Here is a 19,065-nt window from a genome sequence, read left to right as displayed (position 1 = left end):
ACAAGTAGTTACCCAAGGACCGGTTTCCGAAGCGTCGTTGGTGTGGTGTACACATCAGGCGAGTGATATGTGTCCACACCGCCGAGGAACGGAAGAACCCATGAACAAGAAGGTGCTCATCGACATAGCCGAGCGCACCATCGCCGCGTACGTGACCACCTTTCTCGGCCTGATCCTGGCCGACGGGTTCGACCTGACCAGCATCTCCGCGCTCAAGGCCGCGGCCATCGCCGCCCTGCCGGCCGCCCTCTCGGTCATCAAGGGGGCGATCGGCAGGTACGTCGGCAACAAGGAGAGTGCGGCCTGGCTGCCGGACGACGGTCCGGCGAAGGAGCCTCAGGCGTCCAGGCCGTAGCGCCGCGCGGCCTCGGCGACCGTGTCCGCCTTGACCTCGCCGCGGCGTGCCAGGGCGGCGAGTGCCGTGACGGCGACGGACCGCGGGTCGACGCCGAAGTGACGGCGGGCCGCCTCGCGGGTGTCGGAGAGGCCGAAGCCGTCCGTGCCGATGGACGTCCAGTCCTGCTCGACCCAGGGCGCGATCTGGTCCGGTACCGCCCGCATCCAGTCGCTGACGGCCACGACCGGGCCCTGTGCGCCGCGCAGCGCCCGGGTGACGTACGGGATCCGGTCCTCGCCCTTCAGGCGTGCCGCGTCACAGGCCAGGGCGTCGCGGCGCAGCTCGGTCCAGGAGGGGGCGGACCAGACGTCGGCGGCCACACCCCAGTCCTGCGCCAGCAACTCCTGTGCGTCCAGCGCCCAGTGGATGGCCGTGCCGGAGGCGAGGAGTTGGAGGCGAGGGGCGTCGGACGGCAGGGCGGTGGTGGACTGCCGGTAGCGGTAGAGGCCCTTGAGGATGCCCTCCTCCACGCCGGGCGGCATGGGCGGCTGGGCCTTGGGCTCGTTGTAGACCGTGAGGTAGTAGAAGATGTCCTCGGCGTCCCGCCCGTACATGCGGCGCAGGCCCTCGCGGACGATCACCGCGATCTCGTAGGCGAAGGCCGGGTCGTAGCTCACCGCCGCGGGGTTGGTGGAGGCGATCAGGTGGGAGTGGCCGTCGGCGTGCTGGAGGCCCTCGCCGGTCATGGTGGTACGGCCGGCGGTGGCCCCGATGACGAAGCCGCGTCCCAACTGGTCGGCAAGTGCCCAGAACTGATCGGCCGTCCGCTGCCAGCCGAACATCGAGTAGAAGATGTAGAACGGGATCATCGGTTCGCCGTGGGTGGCGTACGACGTCGCCGCCGCGGTGAAGTCCGCCAGTGAACCGGCTTCCGTGATGCCCTCGTTGAGGATCTGGCCGTCCCGGGCTTCCTTGTAGTAGAGGAGCTGGTCGCGGTCGACCGGGTCGTAGGTCTGGCCGACGGGCGAGTACAGGCCGGCCGACGGGAAGAGCGACTCCATGCCGAACGTCCGTGCCTCGTCCGGTACGACGGGCACCCAGCGCCTGCCGGTCTCCTTGTCCCGCATCAGGTCCTTGACGAGGCGGACGAACGCCATGGTCGTGGCGATCTCCTGCTGCCCCGAGCCCTTCGCGAGCGCCTCGAAGGGCTTCGCGGACGGTTCCGGCAGCGGCTTGGCGACCACCTTGCGCACGGGTGCCGGGCCGCCGAGCGCCGCCCGGCGCTCGCGCAGGTAGCGCACCTCGGGGGAGTCGGGGCCGGGGTGGGCGTACGGCACCAGCTCGCCGTCGAGCGCCCGGTCCGGGATGGGGAGCTCCAGCAGGTCCCGCATGGCGCGGAACTCCTTGCCGGTCAGCTTCTTCATCTGGTGGTTCGCGTTGCGGGACTCGAAACCCGGGCCGAGGGTGTGGCCCTTGACCGTCTGCACGAGGATCACGGTGGGCGCGCCCCGGTGCTCCACGGCGGCCCGGTACGCGGCGTACACCTTGCGCGGCTCGTGGCCCGCGCGGGAGGTGTGGAAGAGCTCGAGGAGTTCGGCGTCGCTGAGGCCGGTGCCGATGGTGCGCAGGCGCTCGCTGGTGAAGAAGTGGCCGCGGAGGTAGGCGGCGTCCCGGGTGGCGTACGTCTGGAACTGGGCGTCCGGCACCTCGCGCAGCCTGCGGACCAGCGCGCCGTCGGTGTCCCGGGCGAAGACCTTGTCCCAGGCCGTTCCCCACAGCGACTTGACCACGTTCCAGCCGGCGGCGCGGAACTGCGCCTCGAGCTCCTGCACGATCTTGGCGTTGGGGCGGACCGGGCCGTCCAGGCGCTGCAGGTTGCAGTTGATGACGAAGGTGAGGTTGTCCAGGTGCTCGCGCCCCGCCAGGGCGAGGGCGGCGGTGGACTCCGGCTCGTCCATCTCGCCGTCGCCGAGGAACGCCCAGACCCTCGAGCGCGAGGTGTCCTTGATCCCGCGGTGCTCCAGATAGCGGTTGAAGCGCGCCTGGTAGATCGCGGAGAGCGGGCCGAGCCCCATCGAGACGGTGGGGAACTCCCACAGCCAGGGCAGCCGGCGCGGGTGCGGGTAGGACGGCAGGCCGTCGCCGCCGGCCTCCTGCCGGAAGCGGTCCAGCTGCGCCTCGGTCAGGCGGCCCTCGAGGAAGGCCCGGGCGTAGATGCCGGGGGAGGCGTGGCCCTGGATGTAGAGCTGGTCGCCGGAGTCGCCCGACTCCTTGCCGCGGAAGAAGTGCTGGAAGCCGGTCTCGTAGAGCCAGGCGGCCGAGGCGAAGGTCGCGATGTGGCCGCCGAGCCCCGCCCGCTGGTTGCCACGGGAGACCATCGCGGCGGCGTTCCAGCGGTTCCAGGCCGTGATCCGCCGCTCCGTCTCCTCGTCGCCGGGGAAGGCCGGCTCGTCGGCGGTCGGGATCGTGTTGAGGTACGGGGTCTCGAGGAGCGGGGGCACGTCCAGCCCGGTCCGCTCGGCGTGTTCGGCCGTCCTGCGCAGCAGGTGTGCCGCCCGGTGCGGGCCGCCGAAGCGGGCGGCGGCATCCAGGGATTCCCGCCACTCGGCGACTTCCGACGGGTCCGTCTCGGGCAGTTGATCGAGCTGGGACACGGGCGGGACCCCTTTCGTCCAGTGGAACCGTACTTCCGTGATCGATGATCGATCATCCATGAGATCAGGTCAAGGCCGGACTCCGGAGGGCCACCTTCCACACGGGGTGTGTGCTGTGCACCCGAGCGCGTCCCGTGCACACGCTCCCGTGCGGTACCGCCGGACGGAACACTGGCTTCTGCGAGTCCCACTTGGCGCGACGGGACCGGACTGCCGGTCTTTCCCCCCGAGCCGGCGGCCCGCCGCCCCGTACCGCCGGGCGGACGGTACGGGGCGGAGCCGTGCGCCCGGGCGAGGGGAGTGCGGGGCGGTCAGGCGCCCCCCGCTGCCGCGCCGCGGGGGGCGGGTGCAACGATGTCCCCGTCATGAGAACAGGGCAGCGGGCGGGGCACGGACCCAGGACGCTGCGAGCCGCGGTGTTCGCAGCGGTCTGCGTGCTGCTCGCGGCTCTGGGGCACGCGGTGATGTCCGGGACGCACGTTCCCTGGTGGGCCGTTGCTGTCGCGCTGTCCGGTACGGGCAGCTGCGCATGGTTCCTGGCGGGGCGCGAACGCGGACCGCTGCTGATCACGCTCGCCACGGTGGGCGCGCAGGCGGGGCTGCACTCCTTCTTCTCGGTCGCCCAGGCCGTCACTCAGAACGCGGCGCATGCGGCGTCCGGTGTGTCCGGTGTGTCCGGCGCGGGTGGTTCGGGTGGGCACGGCATGCCGCCCATGGACCTGGGCCGGATGCTGTGCGGGCCCGCCGCGATGGCCATGGGGCACTCCGCGCCCGGCGCGTCCGGTGCGGGCGGGGGCATGGACGCCATGTCGTCCATGCACGGGGGCCACGGCGCTCTCGGCATGTGGTCGGCGCACGTCGTCGTGGCCCTGATCTGCGGCATCTGGCTGTCGGGCGGCGAACAGGCCGCCTTCCGGCTCGGCCGGGCCGTGGCCGCCCGGCTCTTCGCCCCGCTGCTCGTCCTCTTCCACGACGCGGTGCCGGTCTCCGCACCGCGCATCCGTGCCGACCGCTCGCGCGCGGCGCAGCGGCTGCGACAGCTGCTCTACGCGCACGTTCTCGCCACGCGTGGTCCTCCGCCGGCCGGCTGCGTCGCCGTCTGCTGATCCTGCTTCTGGGGTTGTTCCGACGGCGACCGGTGTCAGGCCGTATCCCGTCACCGGGTGCCCGCGCGCGTGTCGTGCGACGGAGCGCCCGGACTCCAGGAAGGACCCAGGGTGATGACCCCTGCCTTTACCCGGGACGTGCCGCGATGGCATCTCCCGCAGGTCACGGATTCAGCTCCAGTTTCTTCGGCCTCGGTTTCCGCGGCCTCAGCCGGTGTCCAGAACCGCCGCCAAGGCCTTGAGCCGGCGCGCTCGTTCGCCCCAGTGGCAGCACTCGGCGCAGTCCCGCAGATGTGTGTCCAGCACCGCGCCGGTCATGCCCGGCGGCAGCTCCTCGCCGTCGACGCGGGCGGATATGGCGGTACGTACCTCACAGCAGTGCACCCCGCCATGGTCCCCGCCGCCGCCGTGGTGCACCGCACCGGGGGCCGCCGTGCGTGACGACGAGACGGTGACCGCCTGGGCGCTGACCGCGCGCAGCGGGGACGCCGACGCGGTGGAGCGCTTCATCCGCGCCACGCAGAGCGATGTCCGCCGGTACGTGGCGCGGCTGAGCAACGACCCGCAGGGTGCGGACGACCTCCTGCAGGAGACATACCTGCGGGCGCTTCGGGCGCTGCCGCGCTTCGAGGGGCGCTCGTCCGCCCGTACCTGGCTGCTGTCGATCGCCCGCCGTACGGTCGTGGACCGGCTGCGCTTCAACGCGGCCCGGCCCCGGCTGTCCGACACGGACGACTGGCAGTCGGCGGCGGAGCGGACCCAGTCCGCGGAGCTGCCGGGCTTCGACGAAGGGGTGGCGCTGTCGCAGCTGCTCGACCGGCTGCCGTACGAGCGCCGCGAGGCGTTCGTGCTGACGCAGATGCTCGGGCTGCCGTATGCGGAGGCCGCGGTCGTCGCGGGGTGCCCCGTCGGCACGGTGCGGTCGCGGGTCGCGCGGGCGCGGGAGGCGCTGATCGGGCAGTTGGAGACGGCGGAGCGGGACGCGTGCGCGCGGGTGCCGGTTCTGGCCGGCGCGTCGGCGTGACCGGGTGACCGCGTGATCGAGTGACCTCGTGACCTCGTGATCGGGGGCCGTTGGACTTCGGGTCCGGCGGCCCCCTTTGCGTTATGGCCTGGTCATCGGGCCGTCGATGCGGAAGAGGCTGCCGTTGGGGGCGCCGAGGCGAGCGCGAAGGTGCACGTGGTGCGGGGTGTCCGGTACGGATATGTCTTTGGCGGACTCGGCCAGGCGCGTGGTGTGTTGGCCGCGGTAGCGGAAGTAGACGCTGATGTGGTGGCGGCCGGCGGGTACGGCGATTGTCTGGCTGCCCCACTTCGCGGGGTGTTCGGTTCCGTCGATCTCGACGTGGGGGTGGGTGAGGAGGTGGTGGAAGGCCGCGGCGATGGGGGCGGGGCGGATGGAGAGGTGGACTGTGGGCATACGGAGAGTTGATCACGGCGAAGTGGGCGCGCGCCAGGGGGAGTTGTTGGCTCGAGCGGCTGAAGGCAGAATCTCGAGCAGCTGGAGTCAGAGTGTTCTCATCGGAAACGGGAGGGCGCGATGTCGAATTCGAATGATCCTGTCGAGTTACGCGACGAATGGCTTGTGCTGTACCCCCTTATCTGGGGGCATATGTCATCGGCGCTGATCACCACGGTTATTCACTACAAGCTCGCCGACCACCTGGGCGACGGCGCGCGAACCGGTGAGGAACTGGCGGCGGAGACCGGCACGCACGCGCTGTCGGTGACCAGGCTGCTGCGTGCGCTGTGCAGTGTCGGGATCACCCATGAGCCCGCGCCCGGCCGTTTCGCGCTGACCTCGGCCGGGACGCTGCTGCGGTCCGATGTCCCCGGCTCGGTGTATCCGTCCGCGAGCATGTTCCTCGGCGAGGAGATGCGGCGGGCGTGGGGCGAACTGCCCTATAGCATCCGCACCGGCGAACCCGCCTTCGACCGGGCATTCGGCATGGGCTATTTCGAGTACGTGGCGCAGAGGCCGGAGCTGTCCCGGCACGTCAACGAGACCATGAGCAAGAACACCCGGATCATCGCCCCCGAAATCCTGCGGACGTACGACTTCTCCCGGTTCCGGACGATCGTCGACCTCGGTGGGGGCGAAGGCACCCTGCTGGCCGCGATCCTGAGCGCGGCGCCGCGGTCGAAGGGGATCGTGTACGACAGCCCGACCGGGGCGGCGGCCGCACCGCAGACGCTCAAGGAGGCGGGCGTCGCGAACCGCTGCGAGGTGCGCACCGGCGACTTCTTCGTCTCGGTCCCGGAAGGCGGGGATCTCTATGTCCTCAAGAACGTCATCCATGACTGGGACGACGAGCGCAGCCGCACCGTCCTCGACAACTGCCGTCGGACCATGCCCCCGAGCGGCCGGCTGCTGCTCATCGATCTCGTGCAGCCGGAACGGGCCGAACGGCCCACGCCGTCCGCCGACTTGTCGAGCGATACGTTCGCCACGTTCGCCTGCCTGATGGACCTCCACGTACTGGTCACTCTCGGCGGCCGGGAACGCACCGTGGACGACTTCCGGGCACTGCTGTCCGCGTCCGGATTCCGGGTCACCGAAGTGACGCCCGTGCCCGGACCGATCGGGATGTCCCTGATCGAGGCCGTTCCCGTCTGATGGCGCGTGCCCCGGCTAGGAGGTGTTGCCGGGTCGTACGACCCTCGCCTCCGTACGGATCGTGCCGCTCTTGCGGAACGTGAGGGTGAGCGGAAGACGGTCGCCGAGGCGGAGGCGGGGCGGGCCGGAGATCATGATGTCGAGGTCGTGGGGGGACATCGACAGCGAGCCGTGGGCCGGGACCGGCGCGGAGGACGCCATTTCCATGTGGCCCACGCCGTTCCTGGTCACCGTGCGGCTGAGCATGGAGTGTTCCGCCGCCGGCACGGCCACGTCGACGAGTTCGTCGTCCTCGTCGCCGTCGTTGTCCAGCCGGACGAACGCCGCGGTGTCGTCGGTGCCGAAGGGGAGCAGCACCCGGGCGTCCGAGACCGTCACCGCCGCCGGGCGGCCCGCCGCGCCGGAGGCCGTCCAGGCGCCGAGGGCGCCCAGCGTCACGGCGCAGGCGGCGACCGGCACGAGCGCCGCCCGTGCGGTGCGCAGCAGGGAGTCCTTCATCGGCCGTTCTTCCTTCCAGATGTGGTCTTCCGGCCGCGGGCCGGCACCGGCTGCCAGCCGCGCAGCCGCAGGCTGTTGCCCACGACCAGGAGCGAGCTGGCGGACATCGCCGCCGCGGCGAGCATGGGGTTCAGCAGGCCGACGGCGGCGAGCGGCACGGTGACCAGGTTGTAGCCGAAGGCCCAGGCGAGGTTGGACCGTACGGTCACCGCGGTGCGCCGGGCGAGGCGCACCGCGTCCGCGAGGGCGCTCATGTCCTCGCGGACCAGCGTGACGTCCGCCGCGCCGATGGCCGCGTCGGTGCCGCTGCCCATGGCGATGCCCAGGTCCGCGCCCGCCAGCGCGGCGGTGTCGTTGACGCCGTCGCCGATGACGGCGACGCGGTGGCCCTCCGCACGCAGGCCGCTCACGAGCGCGGCCTTGTCCTCGGGCGTGGCCCGGGCGTGCACCTCGGTGATGCCGAGCTCGGCGGCGACGGCGTTGGCCGCTGCCTCGCCGTCGCCCGTGGCGAGCACGGGGCGCAGGCCGAGCCGCTTGAGGTGGTCGACGGCGCGGTAGCTTCCGGCCCGTACGGTGTCGCCGAGGGCGATCACGGCCTTGGCCGTGCCGTCCACGCGGACGACGACGACCGTCCGCCCCTCCTCGCCGGCCCGCCGGGCCGCCTGCTCCAGCGCCTCGGGCAGGGTGCCGTCGGGGCGTACGACCTCGACGGTCCGTCCCGATACGACGGCCTTGACGCCCACACCCGGGGTGGCCGTGAACTCCTCGGCGGGCGGCAGCGGTTCGGCGTCCGTCCGCTCCAGCGCGTGGGCGTGGATCGCGCGGCCCACGGGGTGCTCCGAGGCCGCCTCGGCCGCTGCCGCCAGGCGCAGGGCCACGTCGCGGCCGATGCCGTCGTCGGGGAGGGCGGTCACGTCCGTGACCGTCATCGAACCGGTGGTCAGCGTGCCCGTCTTGTCCAGGACGACCGTGTCCACGCGGCGCAGTCCCTCGAGCGCTTGCGGCCCGCGCACCAGGATCCCGAGGCCCGCGCCCCGGCCCGTGGCGGCCAGCAGGGCCGTGGGGGTCGCGAGGCCCAGCGCGCAGGGGCAGGCGACGACGAGCACCGCGACCGCCGCCGTGACCGCGGCCTGCGGCGTCGCGCCCGCGCCCAGCCAGAAGCCGAGCACGGTGACCGCGACCGTGAGGACCGCCGGGACGAAGACGCCCGCGACGGCGTCGGCGATGCGCTGCACGCGCGCCTTGCCGGTCTGCGCGTCCTCCACCAGCTTTGCGATCCGGGCGAGTTGGGTGTCCGCGCCGACCGCCTCGGCCCGTACCTCCAGTACGCCGCCGGAGTTGACGGCGCCGCCGATCACGGCCGTGCCGGGCTCGGCCTCCACGGGTGCGCTCTCGCCCGTCACCAGGGACAGGTCCAGCGCCGAGCTGCCCGACATCACCACGCCGTCGGTCGCGACGCGCTCGCCGGGCCGTACGACGAAGTGGTCGCCGACCCGCAACTGCTCGATGGGGATGCGGCGTTCGGACCCGTCCGTCGCCCGCACGACGACGTCCTTGGCGGCGAGCGAGGCGAGCGCCCGCAGGGCCGAGCCCGTACCCTGCCGCGCCCTGGCCTCCAGCTTCCGGCCGACCAGGACGAACAGCGGTACGCCGACCACCGCCTCCAGGTACACGTCCGCCGTGCCGCCCATCGCCGAGGGCGTCAGCGAGAACGGCATCCGCATGCCCGGTTCCCCCGCGTCACCGAAGAACAGCGCGTACACCGACCAGGAGTACGAAGCCAGGACGCCGAGGGAGACCAGCGTGTCCATGGTGGCCGTCGAGTGCCGCAGCCCACGCAGGGCCCGCTCGTGGAAGGGCCACGCGCACCACACCGCGACCTGGCTGGCGAGGACGAAGCACAGCCACTGCCAGTTGCGGAACTGCAGGGCGGGGACCATGGACAGGACCAGCACCGGCACCGACAGCACGGCCGTGACCAGCAGCCGCGGCGTGGCCTGCGCCGTCTGCGGCGCGTCCGGCTCCTCGGCCCGCTCGGGCTCCGGCAGCGCGGCGGTGAAGCCCGCGCCCACGACGACGGCCATCAGCTCGTCGGCGGTCACCTCCGGCGGGTGGCTGATGCGTGCCCGGCCGGTGGCGAGGTTGACGCTCGCGGTCACGCCCTCCAGCCGCCCGAGCTTCTTCTCGATGCGGGCGACGCATGCCGCGCAGGTCATGCCGCCGACGATCAGCTCGGTCTCGGCGGTGGACGTGGATGTGGACGGTGCCGTGGCGGTGGTGGTCATCAGTGGTCCATCCCCGGCATGTCGTCCATGCCGCCGCCGGAGCCGCCCGATCCGCCGCCGGAGCCACCGCCGGTGCGGTGCATGCCGGGGGCGACGGGGCCCGCGGCGGACCCGGCGGCGTACGCGACGCCGAAGAGCGCGGCCAGCAGCAGGACGAAGCCGATCAGTGCTGCGTACGGACTGAGAGGGTGACGTGCGGTCATCGACGCATCGTGGCACGGCGGCGCGCGCGATCCACAACCCGCGCCGCCCGTACGGCGCGTGAGGATTGTCCCTTTCGCCCTCGGGAACCAGCGGGCCCTCCCGGCCGACTACCTGAGGATTACGGGGAAGGTGCCGGGCAACCGGAACAAATGTCCGGGAACTCGTTCCCCGCACCGTACGACTTCCTCAGGGTCCATGACATCGCGAGGAGACCGTCACCATGCCGCTGCCCGACCCCGTACCCCTGAGCGGTTCCGCGTACAAGCGCGATCCGTACCCGCTCTACGCGCGGATGCGCGAGGCCGGGCCCATCCACCGGGTGCTGTTCCCCAGCGGGGTCACCGCCTGGCTGGTGACCGGCCACGCCGCGGCCCAGCGCACCCTCGCCGACCCCCGCCTCGGCAAGAACCACTCCCTCGGCAACGACCGCTGGCGCGAGCGCGCCTCGATCATGCCCGAGCCGCAGCACTCCCAGCTCCAGGTGCACCTCCTGCACCAGGACGCGCCGAAGCACACGGCGATGCGCCGCCTGATCACCGACGCGTTCGCCCCGCGCCGCGTCGAGGAACTGCGGCCGCGCTTCCAGGAGATGGCCGACGCGCTCGTGGACGCCATGCCCGAGGAGGCGGACACCGCCGACCTGGTGCGCTGCTTCGCCGCCCGCTTCCCCTTCCAGGTGCTCGCCGAGGTCATCGGCCTGCCCCCGCACCTCGCCGCCCGCTTCCGGCGCGAGTGGGGCGGCGTCGTGGCGCCCGTCGGCCCCACCGACCCCCGGCGGCCCGCCTACGAGGCGCTGCTGCGCGGGCTCCAGGGCTACATCGCGGACGTGGTGGCCGAACCGGGCGACGGACTCCTGGGCCGTCTGGTCGCCGCCCGTGACGAGGGCGAACTGACCGCGGAAGAGCTGGACTCCATCATCTTCCAGCTGCTCGTGGCCGGGCAGGAGCCCGTCACCAACCAGATCACCACCGCCCTGGTGTCCCTGTTCCGCCACCCGGAGGCCTTGTCGCGGCTGCGGGCCGAACCGGAGCTGATGCCTGCCGCCGTCGAGGAACTACTCCGCCTCGACAGCGCCTTCGAGCTCACCACGTGGCGCTTCCTCGCCGAGGACGCCGACCTGCACGGCACCCGTGTCCCGGCCGGCGACTCCGTGATCGTCTCCCTGTGCGCCGCCAACCGCGACCCCGAGCGGTTCCCCGACCCCGACACCCTCGACCTCGACCGGGCGCAGGGCCCCCACCTCGCCTTCGGGCACGGCGTCCACTTCTGCCCCGGCGCGGCCCTCGCCCGCATCGAACTCCAGGTCGCGCTCGGCACCTTGCTCGGCCGCCTCCCGGGCCTGCGCCTCGCCGTCCCCGACGAGGAACTCTCCTGGATCCCCGCCGTCCTCGGCCGCGGCACGGCCGAGCTGCCCGTCGCCTTCGACCGACCCGTGTGCCCTCGCTCCCGTGGATGACCCCAGCATGTCTTCAACAACCGCCGTCGCAGCCCCCGTCGAGACCCGCATCCTGGGCCTCCTGCTGCCCCACCACCGCACCACCGGCCCGGCATCCCCGGACCCCGCCGACCACCCCGAACAGCTCGACCAGATACGACAGTTCACGGACGCGGGCGAGCCGGTCGTGTTCACCCTGCCGGGCTTCCCCTGCAAGTCCCCGAACCCCGCGAAGGTCCTGGGCCACCTCCCCGACGAGGGCGAGCGTCTCTCCCTCGCCTTCCTCGACCGCCTCTGCGCCCGCATCGGCGAGATATACGAGCCCGGGGCGCGCATGGTCATCTGCTCGGACGGCCACATCTTCGGCGACCTCATCAACGTCCCCGACGACCACATCGACGCGTACGGGGACGCACTGCGCGCCCTGATCGACGGCGAAGGCCTGCGTCACCTCGACCTCTTCGACCTCCGCGACGTCCATGGCGACCTGCCGTACGACACCAAGCGCGCCCTGGTCACCGACGCCTTCGCCCCGCCGCTCGCGGAACTGCGGGAGCAGACCCGCGCGGACGAGGAGACGGCCCGCCTCTACCGGGGCATCACACGCTTCCTCGTCGAGGACACCGCCGACTTCGCAGGGTCGCGCTCGGCACTGCAACGGGCGTGCCGGGAGCGGGCGTACGGGGTCATCGCCCGCAGCCGTGCGTGGGGCGACCTGATCGCCGCGTGGCATCCGCAGTCCGTGCGGCTGTCGATCCATCCGCAGGCGCTGGGGGCGGCGAAGTTCGGCATCCGGCTGCTGGAGTCCGGCGACGCGTGGGCCACGCCGTGGCACACGGCGGTGCTGCGCACGGCGGAGGGGGAGGCGCGGCTGATGCGGCGTGCGGATGCGGAACGGGTGGGGCGGCTCGTCCTGCGGGACGGGCGGCCGAGCCACTACGTGGCGGGGTAGGGGCTGCCCCGGACTGCCTCTCGGCAGCGCCCTGTTCACACGGATCGAGCACGTTGTACTGGCACCGCGCCCGCCAGGTGCGGGTCCGCTCCTGATGCTCCCGACGAGCCGCCCCGTACGTATTACCGCCGGCGTTGCCGCGGCGAGACCGTGGGGCGGCATTCGCCGAGCCCGGCGGACAACGAACAGGAGCACCCGGCCATGGCCATCATCGTCACCTTCGACCTCCAGGACGCAGCCGCAGGACAGAAGTTGTACGACACCTGTACCCGTCGGCTCACCGGCGGCCGCGACTTCACCTCACCCGGAGACCTGCCCGTGCCCGGGCTGCTCGCCCACATCGCCGGTCCCGTCGGGGGCGGTTGGCGGGTCACCGATGTGTGGGAGTCCCCGGAGGCGTTCGGGGCCTTCGCCGAGATCCTGGGCCCGGTCATCTCCGACCTGGGTTACGGGCACCTCCGGCCGGACGTCACGCCAGCCCACAACGTCGTCCTTCACTGAGCGTCTCCGATCAGCTATGCGGTCTTGACAGACCCGCCCGCCGGCCTGCCGCTGCGGTCTGCGCGATGCGTGCGAGAGTGGTTCGCATGCCGGCCCGGTTGAGTGCGACCCGGCGGGCGGGGTTCGTCCCGGCGAAGACAGTCCCGAGCAGGTCAGCTCCCCTGGCCCGCCACCCGTCGATCCGCAGGTCCTGCCAGAACTCGGTGATCCGGGTCGCCGTGCCCTCCGGCTCGAACCTGTAGCCCCAACGGGCAATCGGCAGTCCGAAGACGCTGACGTCAAAGGCGAACTCGCTGTCCTGACGCGCCTGGGTCACGCACCCTAGGGTGAACCAGACGAACGGCCCGCGCCGGTTCAACCCGATGAACCGCGTTCCCGTTCTCACCGGAGTCCGCAGCACCCACACGGACCGGCACTCCGAGCTCCAACGCCCCATGTTCCGCAGGTCCGACACCAGCCGGTAGACGACTGCCGGCGGCGCGTCGACGACCGTGCTCTCCTCCAGTCTCCACTGCCGCTCCATGCCCTCTCCCCTCGCACCGTGCAGGACGGCCGTCCCGGCTCCTACTCACCGGTACGGTAGCGGGTGCGTATGCACCGCGCGGGCGACTGACGCATCCAGACGTCACCCGCGTTCTACGGGCTGGGGTTGCCGACAGCCTGAGCCGCCGAGTTGGCGGGATTTCGGGCGCCGGAAGCCGCCCGTCCCTTCCACGATGGGAGCCCCCCTCAACCGGAGGTGTCCCATGGAACCCCAACCGATATCCCGCCGCACGGCCCTCAGGAGAGCCACGGGCGCCGCCCTCGCCGCAGGCACGGCGCTCGCGGTGGGCGGGTCCGCCACGGAGGCCGCCGCAGCCGGCACGTTCCAGGACGTCTGGGCCTTCCACGGCACGTGGAACGGAGCGTACGACGGCCGCCGGGCCGGCTTGCAGATCGTCGTCCGACCGCAGCCGCGCAGCAGCGACTACACGCTCTTCCTGACCTTCGTCGAGGAGGAGCGTGGCGAGACGTACAGTGGCGTCGTCCGGGACGTTCCCCAGGATGCCCACGAGATCCGCAACATCACCCTCACCGGGCCCAGCACTCTCAGCTGGCCCAGCCTCCTCGTCCACACCTGGAACACCGACTACCTCTCCGGCACGAGCGTCTGGGGCAACGACAGTTACTCCTTCGCCTTCTGCCGTTCCACCGTCGCCCCGCCCTTCGCCGCAGGCCGCGGCTTCCGCGACTTCAACGACTGGTTCGGTCAGCCCAATGACGAGGCGTACTACAACGGGAACATAGACGGCCGGAACGCCCAACTGCGGGTCAGGCGCTACCGCAACAGCGAAGGCACGCAGATTGAGTTCACCCTGCGCGACCTCGACCGCAACGCGACGTTCGGCGCCAACTTCCCGAACGCCGACTTCGGCCGATGGTCGCTGTCCCGGCAGCGCGACCCGCTCAGCGGAATCCTTATGGGAGGCAGCTCCGGGACCAAGTTCATCGCGTACCTGCGTTGGCACTCCTGGAACGCCATGTACGTCAGCGGCGCGGACATCTGGCAAGGCAACTACTACGGCATGTCCTTCATCCGCACGACCCCATTGCCCCCGTGAGCCTCCGGCGCCCCCACCGCCTCCCGATGGTCGAAAGCGATCAACGGGTCGCCCGTGAGCGGGTGTTCCACCACCGCGGCCCGTACCCCGAACACCTCCGCCAGCAGCTCCGGTGTCAGCACCTCGCGCGGCGTGCCGGAGGCCACCACTGTGCCGTCGTGCAGGACGTGCAGCCGGTCGCAGACCGAGGCGGCCGCGTTGAGGTCGTGCAGGGAGAGCAGGGTCGTGCGGCGCTGGGCGCGGAGGAGGGTGAGGAGTTCGACCTGGTGGCGTACGTCGAGGTGGTTCGTGGGCTCGTCCAGGACGAGGACCTTCGGGTTCTGGGCGAGCGCGCGGGCCAGCAGTACGCGCTGGCGTTCGCCGCCGGACAGGGCGGAGAAGCGGCGGCGAGCCGAGCCGGTCATGCCGACCTGGGCCAGGGCCGCCGCCACCGTGTCGCGGTCCGTGTCGTCCTCGCCGGCGAACGCCCGCTTGTAGGGCGTCCGTCCCATCGCGACGACCTCGTGGACCGACAGCTCGAAGTCCGTGCCCCGCTCCTGCGGCAGCGCCGCCACCCGGCGGGCGGACTGCGCGGCCGTGAGCGTGCGGACGTCCGTATCGCCTACCAGGACGCGCCCGGCATGCGGGCGCAGATGGCGGTAGACGGTGCGCAGGACCGTCGACTTGCCGCTGCCGTTGGGGCCGACGATGCCGGTGATCTCCCCTTCCTCGGCGACGATCCGGACGCCGTCGACGACGGTGCGTCCGGACAGGACGACTTGCAGATCCTCGACGGAGGTCCTCATGACCGCTCCAGACGTCGGTCCAGCAGATACAGCAGCGTCGGCGCGCCGATCAGCGCGGTGACCACACCTACCGGAAGCTCCTGGTCGGGCAGCGCGGTACGGGCGACCAGGTCGACGACGACCAGGAGGACGGCGCCGAACAGCGCCGACATCGGCAGGAGTCGGCGGTGGTCGCCGCCCACCACCATGCGGCATGCGTGGGGCACCATCAGGCCCACGAAGCCGATGGCACCGGAGACCGACACCAGGACGCCCGTCAACACGCTGGTGACGACGAACAGTTCGCGCCGCAGCCGGGCCACCTCGACGCCGAGGCCGGCTGCCGTCTCGTCGCCCATCAGCAGCGCGTTGAGCGCACGGGCTCGGGCCAACAGTGCGATGAAACCCAGCAGGACTGCTGCGGCGGGGACGCCGAGTGTCTGCCACTGCGCTCCGCCGAGGGAGCCCATCAGCCAGAACAGCACGCCGTGCGTCTGCTGGTCGTCACCGGCCTGGAGCACCAGGTAGTGGGTGAAGCCGGACAGGAACTGCCCGATCCCCACCCCCGCCAGCACCAGCCGCAGCGGCGAGAACCCTCCGCCGCGCCGGGCCACGGCCCACACCAGGGCGAAGGAGGCGAGCGCACCGGCGAACGCGGCCGAGGACAGGCCCAGTCCGAGCACCCCGCCCGCCCCCGCGCCCAGCACGATCGCCGAGACCGCGCCGAGCGATGCCCCGCTCGAGATGCCCAACAGGTACGGATCCGCCAGCGGGTTGCGGACCAGAGCCTGGACGGCCGTGCCGACCAGGCCCAGGCCCGCGCCCACCACGGCCGCCAGCAGTGCGCGCGGCACCCGCAGGCGCCACACGATCAGGTCGTGTGTGCCCGGCGCCGGGGACTCGCCGGTCACCCCGCGCGTCACCGCCGACCACACGTCCCCCAGCGGCACCCGGGTCGAGCCCAGGCACACCGAGGCGATCAGTGCCAGCAGCAGGGCGATGCCCAGTACGGCCGCGAACAGGACTGTGCGCGGCTGTCGTTCCCTGTCCGCGGCGACCGCGGCCATTTACTTGACCCGGTCCGGGTACAGCGTGTGCGCGATCTCGCGGACCGTGTCCGCGCTGCGGACCCCGCCGATCGTGGTGCGCTCGGAGCCGATGCGCAGGAAGTGCCCCTCCTTGACCGCCTTGAGGTCCTTGGTCGCGGGGAAGGACTTGAGGAAGTCCGCCGCCTCGTCGAAGGCCTTGCGGTTGGCCTCCTCGCTGCCGCGGTTGCGCACGGCGAGCTGGATCCAGTCCGGGTTCTTCGCCACGACGTCCTCCCAGCCGACGGGCTTGAAGTCGCCGTCGCAGTCCGCGAACACGTTGCGCGCGCCGGCCTCGGTCATGACCCCGTTGGCGACCTGCCGGTTGCACACGGCCATCGGCTGCTTGGTGCCCGCGTCGTAGTCGAAGAGGAAGTACGTGGGCCGCTTGTCCTGCGGCACGGACTTGAGCGCGTCGCGCACCTCGCCCGTCTTCTTCCGCATCCCCTCGACCAGTTCGGCGGCCCGCTTCGAGGTGCCGGTCACCTTGCCGAGCTCCTCGATGTCGGACTCCACGCCGGACAGGTCCGTGCGCGGGGACTTGTTCATCGCCGCGCACGCCGTCGACTTGAGGAAGACGTGCTTGATGCCGGCGGCCTTGAACTCCTCGGGCGTCGGGGCGTCGCCCATCTTGCCCATGTTCTTCATGGAGGAGAAGGAGTCGACGTACAGGTCGGCGCCCGAAGCCAGCAGCTTCTCCTTCGGTATCACCGTCTTGCCCAGCACCGGCACCTTCGCCGTCTGCCCGGCGAACTGCTGCGGCACCGCGCCCTTGCCGGGCGGGAAGCCCGTACCCGCCACCCGGTCGCCGGCGCCCAGCCACATCAGCAGCTCGAGGCCCGAGGCATTGCTGGTGACGATCTTCTTCGGCGCCGAATCGAACGTCGTCTTCGCCCCCATGCAGTCGCTGACCGTCACCGGGAAGCCGCCGCCCGCGGCCTGCGTGTCGGCGGAGCTCTTCTCCTCGCCGCCGCCACCTCCGCCACAGGCCGTCGCCGACAGGGCCACCGCGGCCAGCACGCCGCACCACGCACGAGGGCGCATCAGAAACACTCCAGGAACTCGTTGTGCACGGGACCGCAGACGCGGGCCCGGAACAGTAGTCGGGCCGAACACCCGCCGAGTTCCCGGGCAGTGCGATGATTTCGCCCATGACCGATCAGCTCCGCGAGATGCCCACCGACTGGCGCCGCGCGCTCGCGATCGTCGCCCACCCCGACGACCTCGAGTACGGTGCCGCGGCCGCCATCGCCACCTGGCTCGACGACGGGCGCGAGTGCGCGTACGTCCTGGCCACGGTCGGCGAGGCGGGCATCGACCACCTCGACCCCGTCGAGGCCGGACCGCTGCGGGAACGCGAACAGCGGGAGAGCGCCGCCGCCGTCGGCGTGGACACCGTCGAGTTCCTCGGCCACCGCGACGGTGTCATCGAGTACGGCACCGCGCTGCGCCGCGACTTCGCCGCCGCCATCCGCCGCCACCGGCCCGAGCTCGTCATCACCCTCAACCACCACGACACCTGGCACGGCGTCGCCTGGAACACCCCCGACCACCGGGCCGTCGGCCGCGCAGCCCTCGACGCCGTCGCCGACGCGGGCAACCGCTGGATCTTCCCCGAGCTCACCCAGGAGGGCCTGACACCCTGGGACGGCGTGCGCTACGTCGCCGTCGCGGGCTCCCCGCAGCCCACCCACGCCGTCGACGCCCGCGCGGGCCTCGACCGGGCCGTACGGTCACTGCTGTGCCACCGCACCTACATCGAGGCGCTCACAGAGGAGGAGCCGGAGCGCTACTGCCGCTCCTTCCTCGAGGGCAACATGGCCGGTGTCGCGGAGCGGTTCGGCGGGCGGCCGGGCGTCGCCTTCGAGCTGTTCGCCCGCTGACGGTCAAAAGACAGATCAGAGCTTCCGGTACGAACGGGCCTCGTCGGCCGCGGCCATCACCGCGGCCAGGTCCCCGCCGGCCGACGCCGTGACGACGGCCGCGACGGCGCCCTCGACGAAGGGGGCGTCCGCGATGCGCGCGTTCTTCAGCTCGTGCGCGGCCAGCAGCTCCTTGACCGTGAGGACGGCGCTGCCCATGTCGCACACGACCACCACGCCCGCACCCTCGTCGGCGGCCTCGACCGCCTTGCGGATCAGCGTGGCGCTGGTGCCGACGGAGCCGTCCGGCAGACCGCCGGCCGTGGTGACGGGGGAGGGGGAGCCGGTGCCGGACAGGGCCCCGGCGAGTTCGGCCGTCGCGGCGGCCAGCTCACGGCTGTGCGAGACCAGGACGATGCCGACGCGCGCCGCCTTGGGCTGCTGCTCCTCTTCCTCCTGCGCCGCCGCCCCCTCGGGCTCCACGGCGCACAGCGAGGGGTCGGTGGCCTCGTACAGTGCGGTGACCAGCATCGCCGAGGAGGTGGCCCCCGGGTCCTGGTGGCCGATGCTGCGCTCGCCGAGGTAGCTGGCCCGGCCCCGCCGGGCCTGGAGCGGAATCGTCGCCTCCGCGCCGTTGCGAGCCGCCTGTGCCGCCGCGTCGAGCGCCGCCGTCGCATCGCCGCCCGACGCGAGGGCGGCGGCGTACGCGTCGGCGGCCGGCTGGAGCGCGTCCACCATCGTCTTGTCGCCGGGCCCCGCGTCGCCGAGCCTGCGTACGCTCGCCACGGCTGCGGACAGCGCCTCGCCGAGTGCCTCGGCCGTGACGGTCTCGCTGTCGCCCAGCACCTTGCCCATTCGGCGCAGCACCGTGCCGTACAGCGGTCCCGACGCACCGCCCACGGTGTTGGTCAGGTGCACGCCCACGGTGGTCAGCAGCGCCCCCGGGCTCGCCGGGTGCTCGGCGGCCACGGACTCGGCGACGGAGGCGAAGCCGCGCTTGAGGTTCGCGCCGTGGTCGGCGTCGCCGATGGCGGCGTCGAGGTCGGTCAGATACGCCGCCTGGGCGATGATGACGCGCGTGGCACGGTCCACGAAGCGCTGGAAGAAGGCCAGGTCGAGCGGGGCGGCGGTCATGGCGGCGGACTCCTTCGCTGGGTACGGCTG

At 72.1% G+C, this 19,065-nt stretch carries 20 protein-coding genes; 9 read left to right on the top strand and 11 right to left on the bottom strand.

Going from position 1 to position 19,065, the window contains the following annotated elements:
- Positions 1-100 precede the first annotated feature (100 nt).
- Complete coding sequence (locus ACV530_RS00320) at positions 101-355, top strand: holin (protein ID WP_494330114.1); 255 nt, start codon at positions 101-103, stop codon at positions 353-355.
- Here ACV530_RS00320 and aceE read toward each other — a convergent pair.
- Positions 337-3,051 (bottom strand): pyruvate dehydrogenase (acetyl-transferring), homodimeric type, encoded by a 2,715-nt coding sequence (gene aceE / locus ACV530_RS00315; protein WP_494330113.1) that lies wholly within the window; start codon positions 3,049-3,051, stop codon positions 337-339. The genes ACV530_RS00320 and aceE overlap by 19 nt on opposite strands.
- 305 nt (positions 3,052-3,356) lie before the next feature.
- Here aceE and ACV530_RS00310 point away from each other — a divergent pair, with 305 nt between their 5' ends.
- Positions 3,357-4,097, top strand: a complete 741-nt coding sequence (locus ACV530_RS00310) for a hypothetical protein (protein ID WP_494330112.1) — start codon at positions 3,357-3,359, stop codon at positions 4,095-4,097.
- 207 nt (positions 4,098-4,304) lie between these two features.
- Here ACV530_RS00310 and ACV530_RS00305 read toward each other — a convergent pair whose 3' ends face one another.
- Positions 4,305-4,481 (bottom strand): zf-HC2 domain-containing protein, encoded by a 177-nt coding sequence (locus ACV530_RS00305; RefSeq protein ID WP_494330111.1) that lies wholly within the window; start codon positions 4,479-4,481, stop codon positions 4,305-4,307.
- 49 nt (positions 4,482-4,530) lie between these two features.
- Between ACV530_RS00305 and ACV530_RS00300 the strand changes: the two genes are divergently transcribed.
- Positions 4,531-5,121, top strand: coding sequence for a sigma-70 family RNA polymerase sigma factor (locus ACV530_RS00300; protein WP_494330110.1), 591 nt, complete (start codon positions 4,531-4,533; stop codon positions 5,119-5,121).
- Between the two features lie 81 nt (positions 5,122-5,202).
- On the opposite strand, the gene ACV530_RS00295 is transcribed toward ACV530_RS00300, so the two are convergent.
- Positions 5,203-5,517 carry a hypothetical protein gene (locus ACV530_RS00295; protein WP_494330109.1) on the bottom strand — a complete coding sequence of 105 codons (315 nt, stop codon included), beginning with the start codon at positions 5,515-5,517 and terminating at the stop codon, positions 5,203-5,205.
- Positions 5,518-5,637: 120 nt separating this feature from the next.
- On the opposite strand from ACV530_RS00295, the gene ACV530_RS00290 reads away from it, so the two are divergent.
- Complete coding sequence (locus ACV530_RS00290) at positions 5,638-6,714, top strand: methyltransferase (protein WP_494330108.1); 1,077 nt, start codon at positions 5,638-5,640, stop codon at positions 6,712-6,714.
- A gap of 15 nt (positions 6,715-6,729) precedes the next feature.
- On the opposite strand, the gene ACV530_RS00285 is transcribed toward ACV530_RS00290, so the two are convergent.
- From ACV530_RS00285 to ACV530_RS00275, 3 genes are read right to left on the bottom strand one after another with little or no spacing between them, the layout of a single operon-like run.
- Complete coding sequence (locus tag ACV530_RS00285; RefSeq protein WP_494330107.1) at positions 6,730-7,212, bottom strand: copper chaperone PCu(A)C; 483 nt, start codon at positions 7,210-7,212, stop codon at positions 6,730-6,732.
- Positions 7,209-9,497, bottom strand: coding sequence for a heavy metal translocating P-type ATPase (locus ACV530_RS00280; protein ID WP_494330106.1), 2,289 nt, complete (start codon positions 9,495-9,497; stop codon positions 7,209-7,211). Before ACV530_RS00280 ends, ACV530_RS00285 begins: the two co-directional genes overlap by 4 nt.
- A complete protein-coding gene (locus ACV530_RS00275; RefSeq protein WP_494330105.1) occupies positions 9,497-9,700 on the bottom strand; it encodes a hypothetical protein in 204 nt (67 codons plus the stop codon). The genes ACV530_RS00280 and ACV530_RS00275 overlap by 1 nt, the downstream gene beginning before the upstream one ends.
- 221 nt (positions 9,701-9,921) lie before the next feature.
- On the opposite strand from ACV530_RS00275, the gene ACV530_RS00270 reads away from it, so the two are divergent.
- From ACV530_RS00270 to ACV530_RS00260, 3 genes are all read left to right on the top strand, one after another.
- Positions 9,922-11,157, top strand: a complete 1,236-nt coding sequence (locus ACV530_RS00270) for a cytochrome P450 family protein (RefSeq protein ID WP_494330104.1) — start codon at positions 9,922-9,924, stop codon at positions 11,155-11,157.
- A gap of 7 nt (positions 11,158-11,164) precedes the next feature.
- Positions 11,165-12,088: an L-tyrosine/L-tryptophan isonitrile synthase family protein gene (locus ACV530_RS00265; RefSeq protein ID WP_494330103.1), complete on the top strand. Its 924-nt coding sequence runs from the start codon at positions 11,165-11,167 to the stop codon at positions 12,086-12,088.
- A gap of 201 nt (positions 12,089-12,289) precedes the next feature.
- On the top strand, positions 12,290-12,589 hold the full coding sequence (locus tag ACV530_RS00260; RefSeq protein ID WP_494330102.1) for a hypothetical protein: 300 nt from the start codon (positions 12,290-12,292) through the stop codon (positions 12,587-12,589).
- A gap of 10 nt (positions 12,590-12,599) precedes the next feature.
- On the opposite strand, the gene ACV530_RS00255 is transcribed toward ACV530_RS00260, so the two are convergent.
- Complete coding sequence (locus ACV530_RS00255) at positions 12,600-13,112, bottom strand: SRPBCC family protein (protein ID WP_494330101.1); 513 nt, start codon at positions 13,110-13,112, stop codon at positions 12,600-12,602.
- A gap of 223 nt (positions 13,113-13,335) precedes the next feature.
- Between ACV530_RS00255 and ACV530_RS00250 the strand changes: the two genes are divergently transcribed.
- Entirely contained in the window at positions 13,336-14,190 is an 855-nt protein-coding gene (locus ACV530_RS00250; protein WP_494330100.1) for a hypothetical protein, read from the top strand.
- Here ACV530_RS00250 and ACV530_RS00245 read toward each other — a convergent pair.
- Genes ACV530_RS00245 through ACV530_RS00235 form a run of 3 tightly spaced genes read right to left on the bottom strand, consistent with a single transcriptional unit; the run spans position 14,148 to position 17,083 of the window.
- A complete protein-coding gene (locus tag ACV530_RS00245; protein WP_494330099.1) occupies positions 14,148-14,975 on the bottom strand; it encodes an ABC transporter ATP-binding protein in 828 nt (275 codons plus the stop codon). The genes ACV530_RS00250 and ACV530_RS00245 overlap by 43 nt on opposite strands.
- On the bottom strand, positions 14,972-16,021 hold the full coding sequence (locus tag ACV530_RS00240; protein ID WP_494330098.1) for a FecCD family ABC transporter permease: 1,050 nt from the start codon (positions 16,019-16,021) through the stop codon (positions 14,972-14,974). Before ACV530_RS00240 ends, ACV530_RS00245 begins: the two co-directional genes overlap by 4 nt.
- Positions 16,022-17,083, bottom strand: coding sequence for an ABC transporter substrate-binding protein (locus tag ACV530_RS00235; protein WP_494330097.1), 1,062 nt, complete (start codon positions 17,081-17,083; stop codon positions 16,022-16,024).
- Positions 17,084-17,190: 107 nt separating this feature from the next.
- Between ACV530_RS00235 and ACV530_RS00230 the strand changes: the two genes are divergently transcribed.
- Positions 17,191-17,922 carry a PIG-L deacetylase family protein gene (locus ACV530_RS00230; protein ID WP_494330096.1) on the top strand — a complete coding sequence of 244 codons (732 nt, stop codon included), beginning with the start codon at positions 17,191-17,193 and terminating at the stop codon, positions 17,920-17,922.
- A gap of 15 nt (positions 17,923-17,937) precedes the next feature.
- On the opposite strand, the gene dhaL is transcribed toward ACV530_RS00230, so the two are convergent.
- Complete coding sequence (dhaL, locus tag ACV530_RS00225) at positions 17,938-19,035, bottom strand: dihydroxyacetone kinase subunit DhaL (protein WP_494330095.1); 1,098 nt, start codon at positions 19,033-19,035, stop codon at positions 17,938-17,940.
- Between the last annotated feature and the right edge of the window lie 30 nt (positions 19,036-19,065).

Source organism: Streptomyces sp. SX-6 (genome assembly GCF_059089585.1).
Note: the sequence above shows the minus strand (reverse complement) of the source record. Positions and strands in the feature narration are given on the sequence as shown.

Coding starts and splice junctions, on each gene's coding strand:
- ACV530_RS00320 (WP_494330114.1), top strand. CDS start 101: ATGAACAAGAAGGTGCTCATCGACATAGCCGAGCGCACCATCGCCGCG.
- aceE (WP_494330113.1), bottom strand. CDS start 3,051: ATGGATGATCGATCATCGATCACGGAAGTACGGTTCCACTGGACGAAA.
- ACV530_RS00310 (WP_494330112.1), top strand. CDS start 3,357: ATGAGAACAGGGCAGCGGGCGGGGCACGGACCCAGGACGCTGCGAGCC.
- ACV530_RS00295 (WP_494330109.1), bottom strand. CDS start 5,517: ATGCCCACAGTCCACCTCTCCATCCGCCCCGCCCCCATCGCCGCGGCC.
- ACV530_RS00290 (WP_494330108.1), top strand. CDS start 5,638: ATGTCGAATTCGAATGATCCTGTCGAGTTACGCGACGAATGGCTTGTG.
- ACV530_RS00285 (WP_494330107.1), bottom strand. CDS start 7,212: ATGAAGGACTCCCTGCTGCGCACCGCACGGGCGGCGCTCGTGCCGGTC.
- ACV530_RS00280 (WP_494330106.1), bottom strand. CDS start 9,497: ATGACCACCACCGCCACGGCACCGTCCACATCCACGTCCACCGCCGAG.
- ACV530_RS00275 (WP_494330105.1), bottom strand. CDS start 9,700: ATGACCGCACGTCACCCTCTCAGTCCGTACGCAGCACTGATCGGCTTC.
- ACV530_RS00270 (WP_494330104.1), top strand. CDS start 9,922: ATGCCGCTGCCCGACCCCGTACCCCTGAGCGGTTCCGCGTACAAGCGC.
- ACV530_RS00265 (WP_494330103.1), top strand. CDS start 11,165: ATGTCTTCAACAACCGCCGTCGCAGCCCCCGTCGAGACCCGCATCCTG.
- ACV530_RS00260 (WP_494330102.1), top strand. CDS start 12,290: ATGGCCATCATCGTCACCTTCGACCTCCAGGACGCAGCCGCAGGACAG.
- ACV530_RS00255 (WP_494330101.1), bottom strand. CDS start 13,112: ATGGAGCGGCAGTGGAGACTGGAGGAGAGCACGGTCGTCGACGCGCCG.
- ACV530_RS00250 (WP_494330100.1), top strand. CDS start 13,336: ATGGAACCCCAACCGATATCCCGCCGCACGGCCCTCAGGAGAGCCACG.
- ACV530_RS00245 (WP_494330099.1), bottom strand. CDS start 14,975: ATGAGGACCTCCGTCGAGGATCTGCAAGTCGTCCTGTCCGGACGCACC.
- ACV530_RS00240 (WP_494330098.1), bottom strand. CDS start 16,021: ATGGCCGCGGTCGCCGCGGACAGGGAACGACAGCCGCGCACAGTCCTG.
- ACV530_RS00235 (WP_494330097.1), bottom strand. CDS start 17,083: ATGCGCCCTCGTGCGTGGTGCGGCGTGCTGGCCGCGGTGGCCCTGTCG.
- ACV530_RS00230 (WP_494330096.1), top strand. CDS start 17,191: ATGACCGATCAGCTCCGCGAGATGCCCACCGACTGGCGCCGCGCGCTC.
- dhaL (WP_494330095.1), bottom strand. CDS start 19,035: ATGACCGCCGCCCCGCTCGACCTGGCCTTCTTCCAGCGCTTCGTGGAC.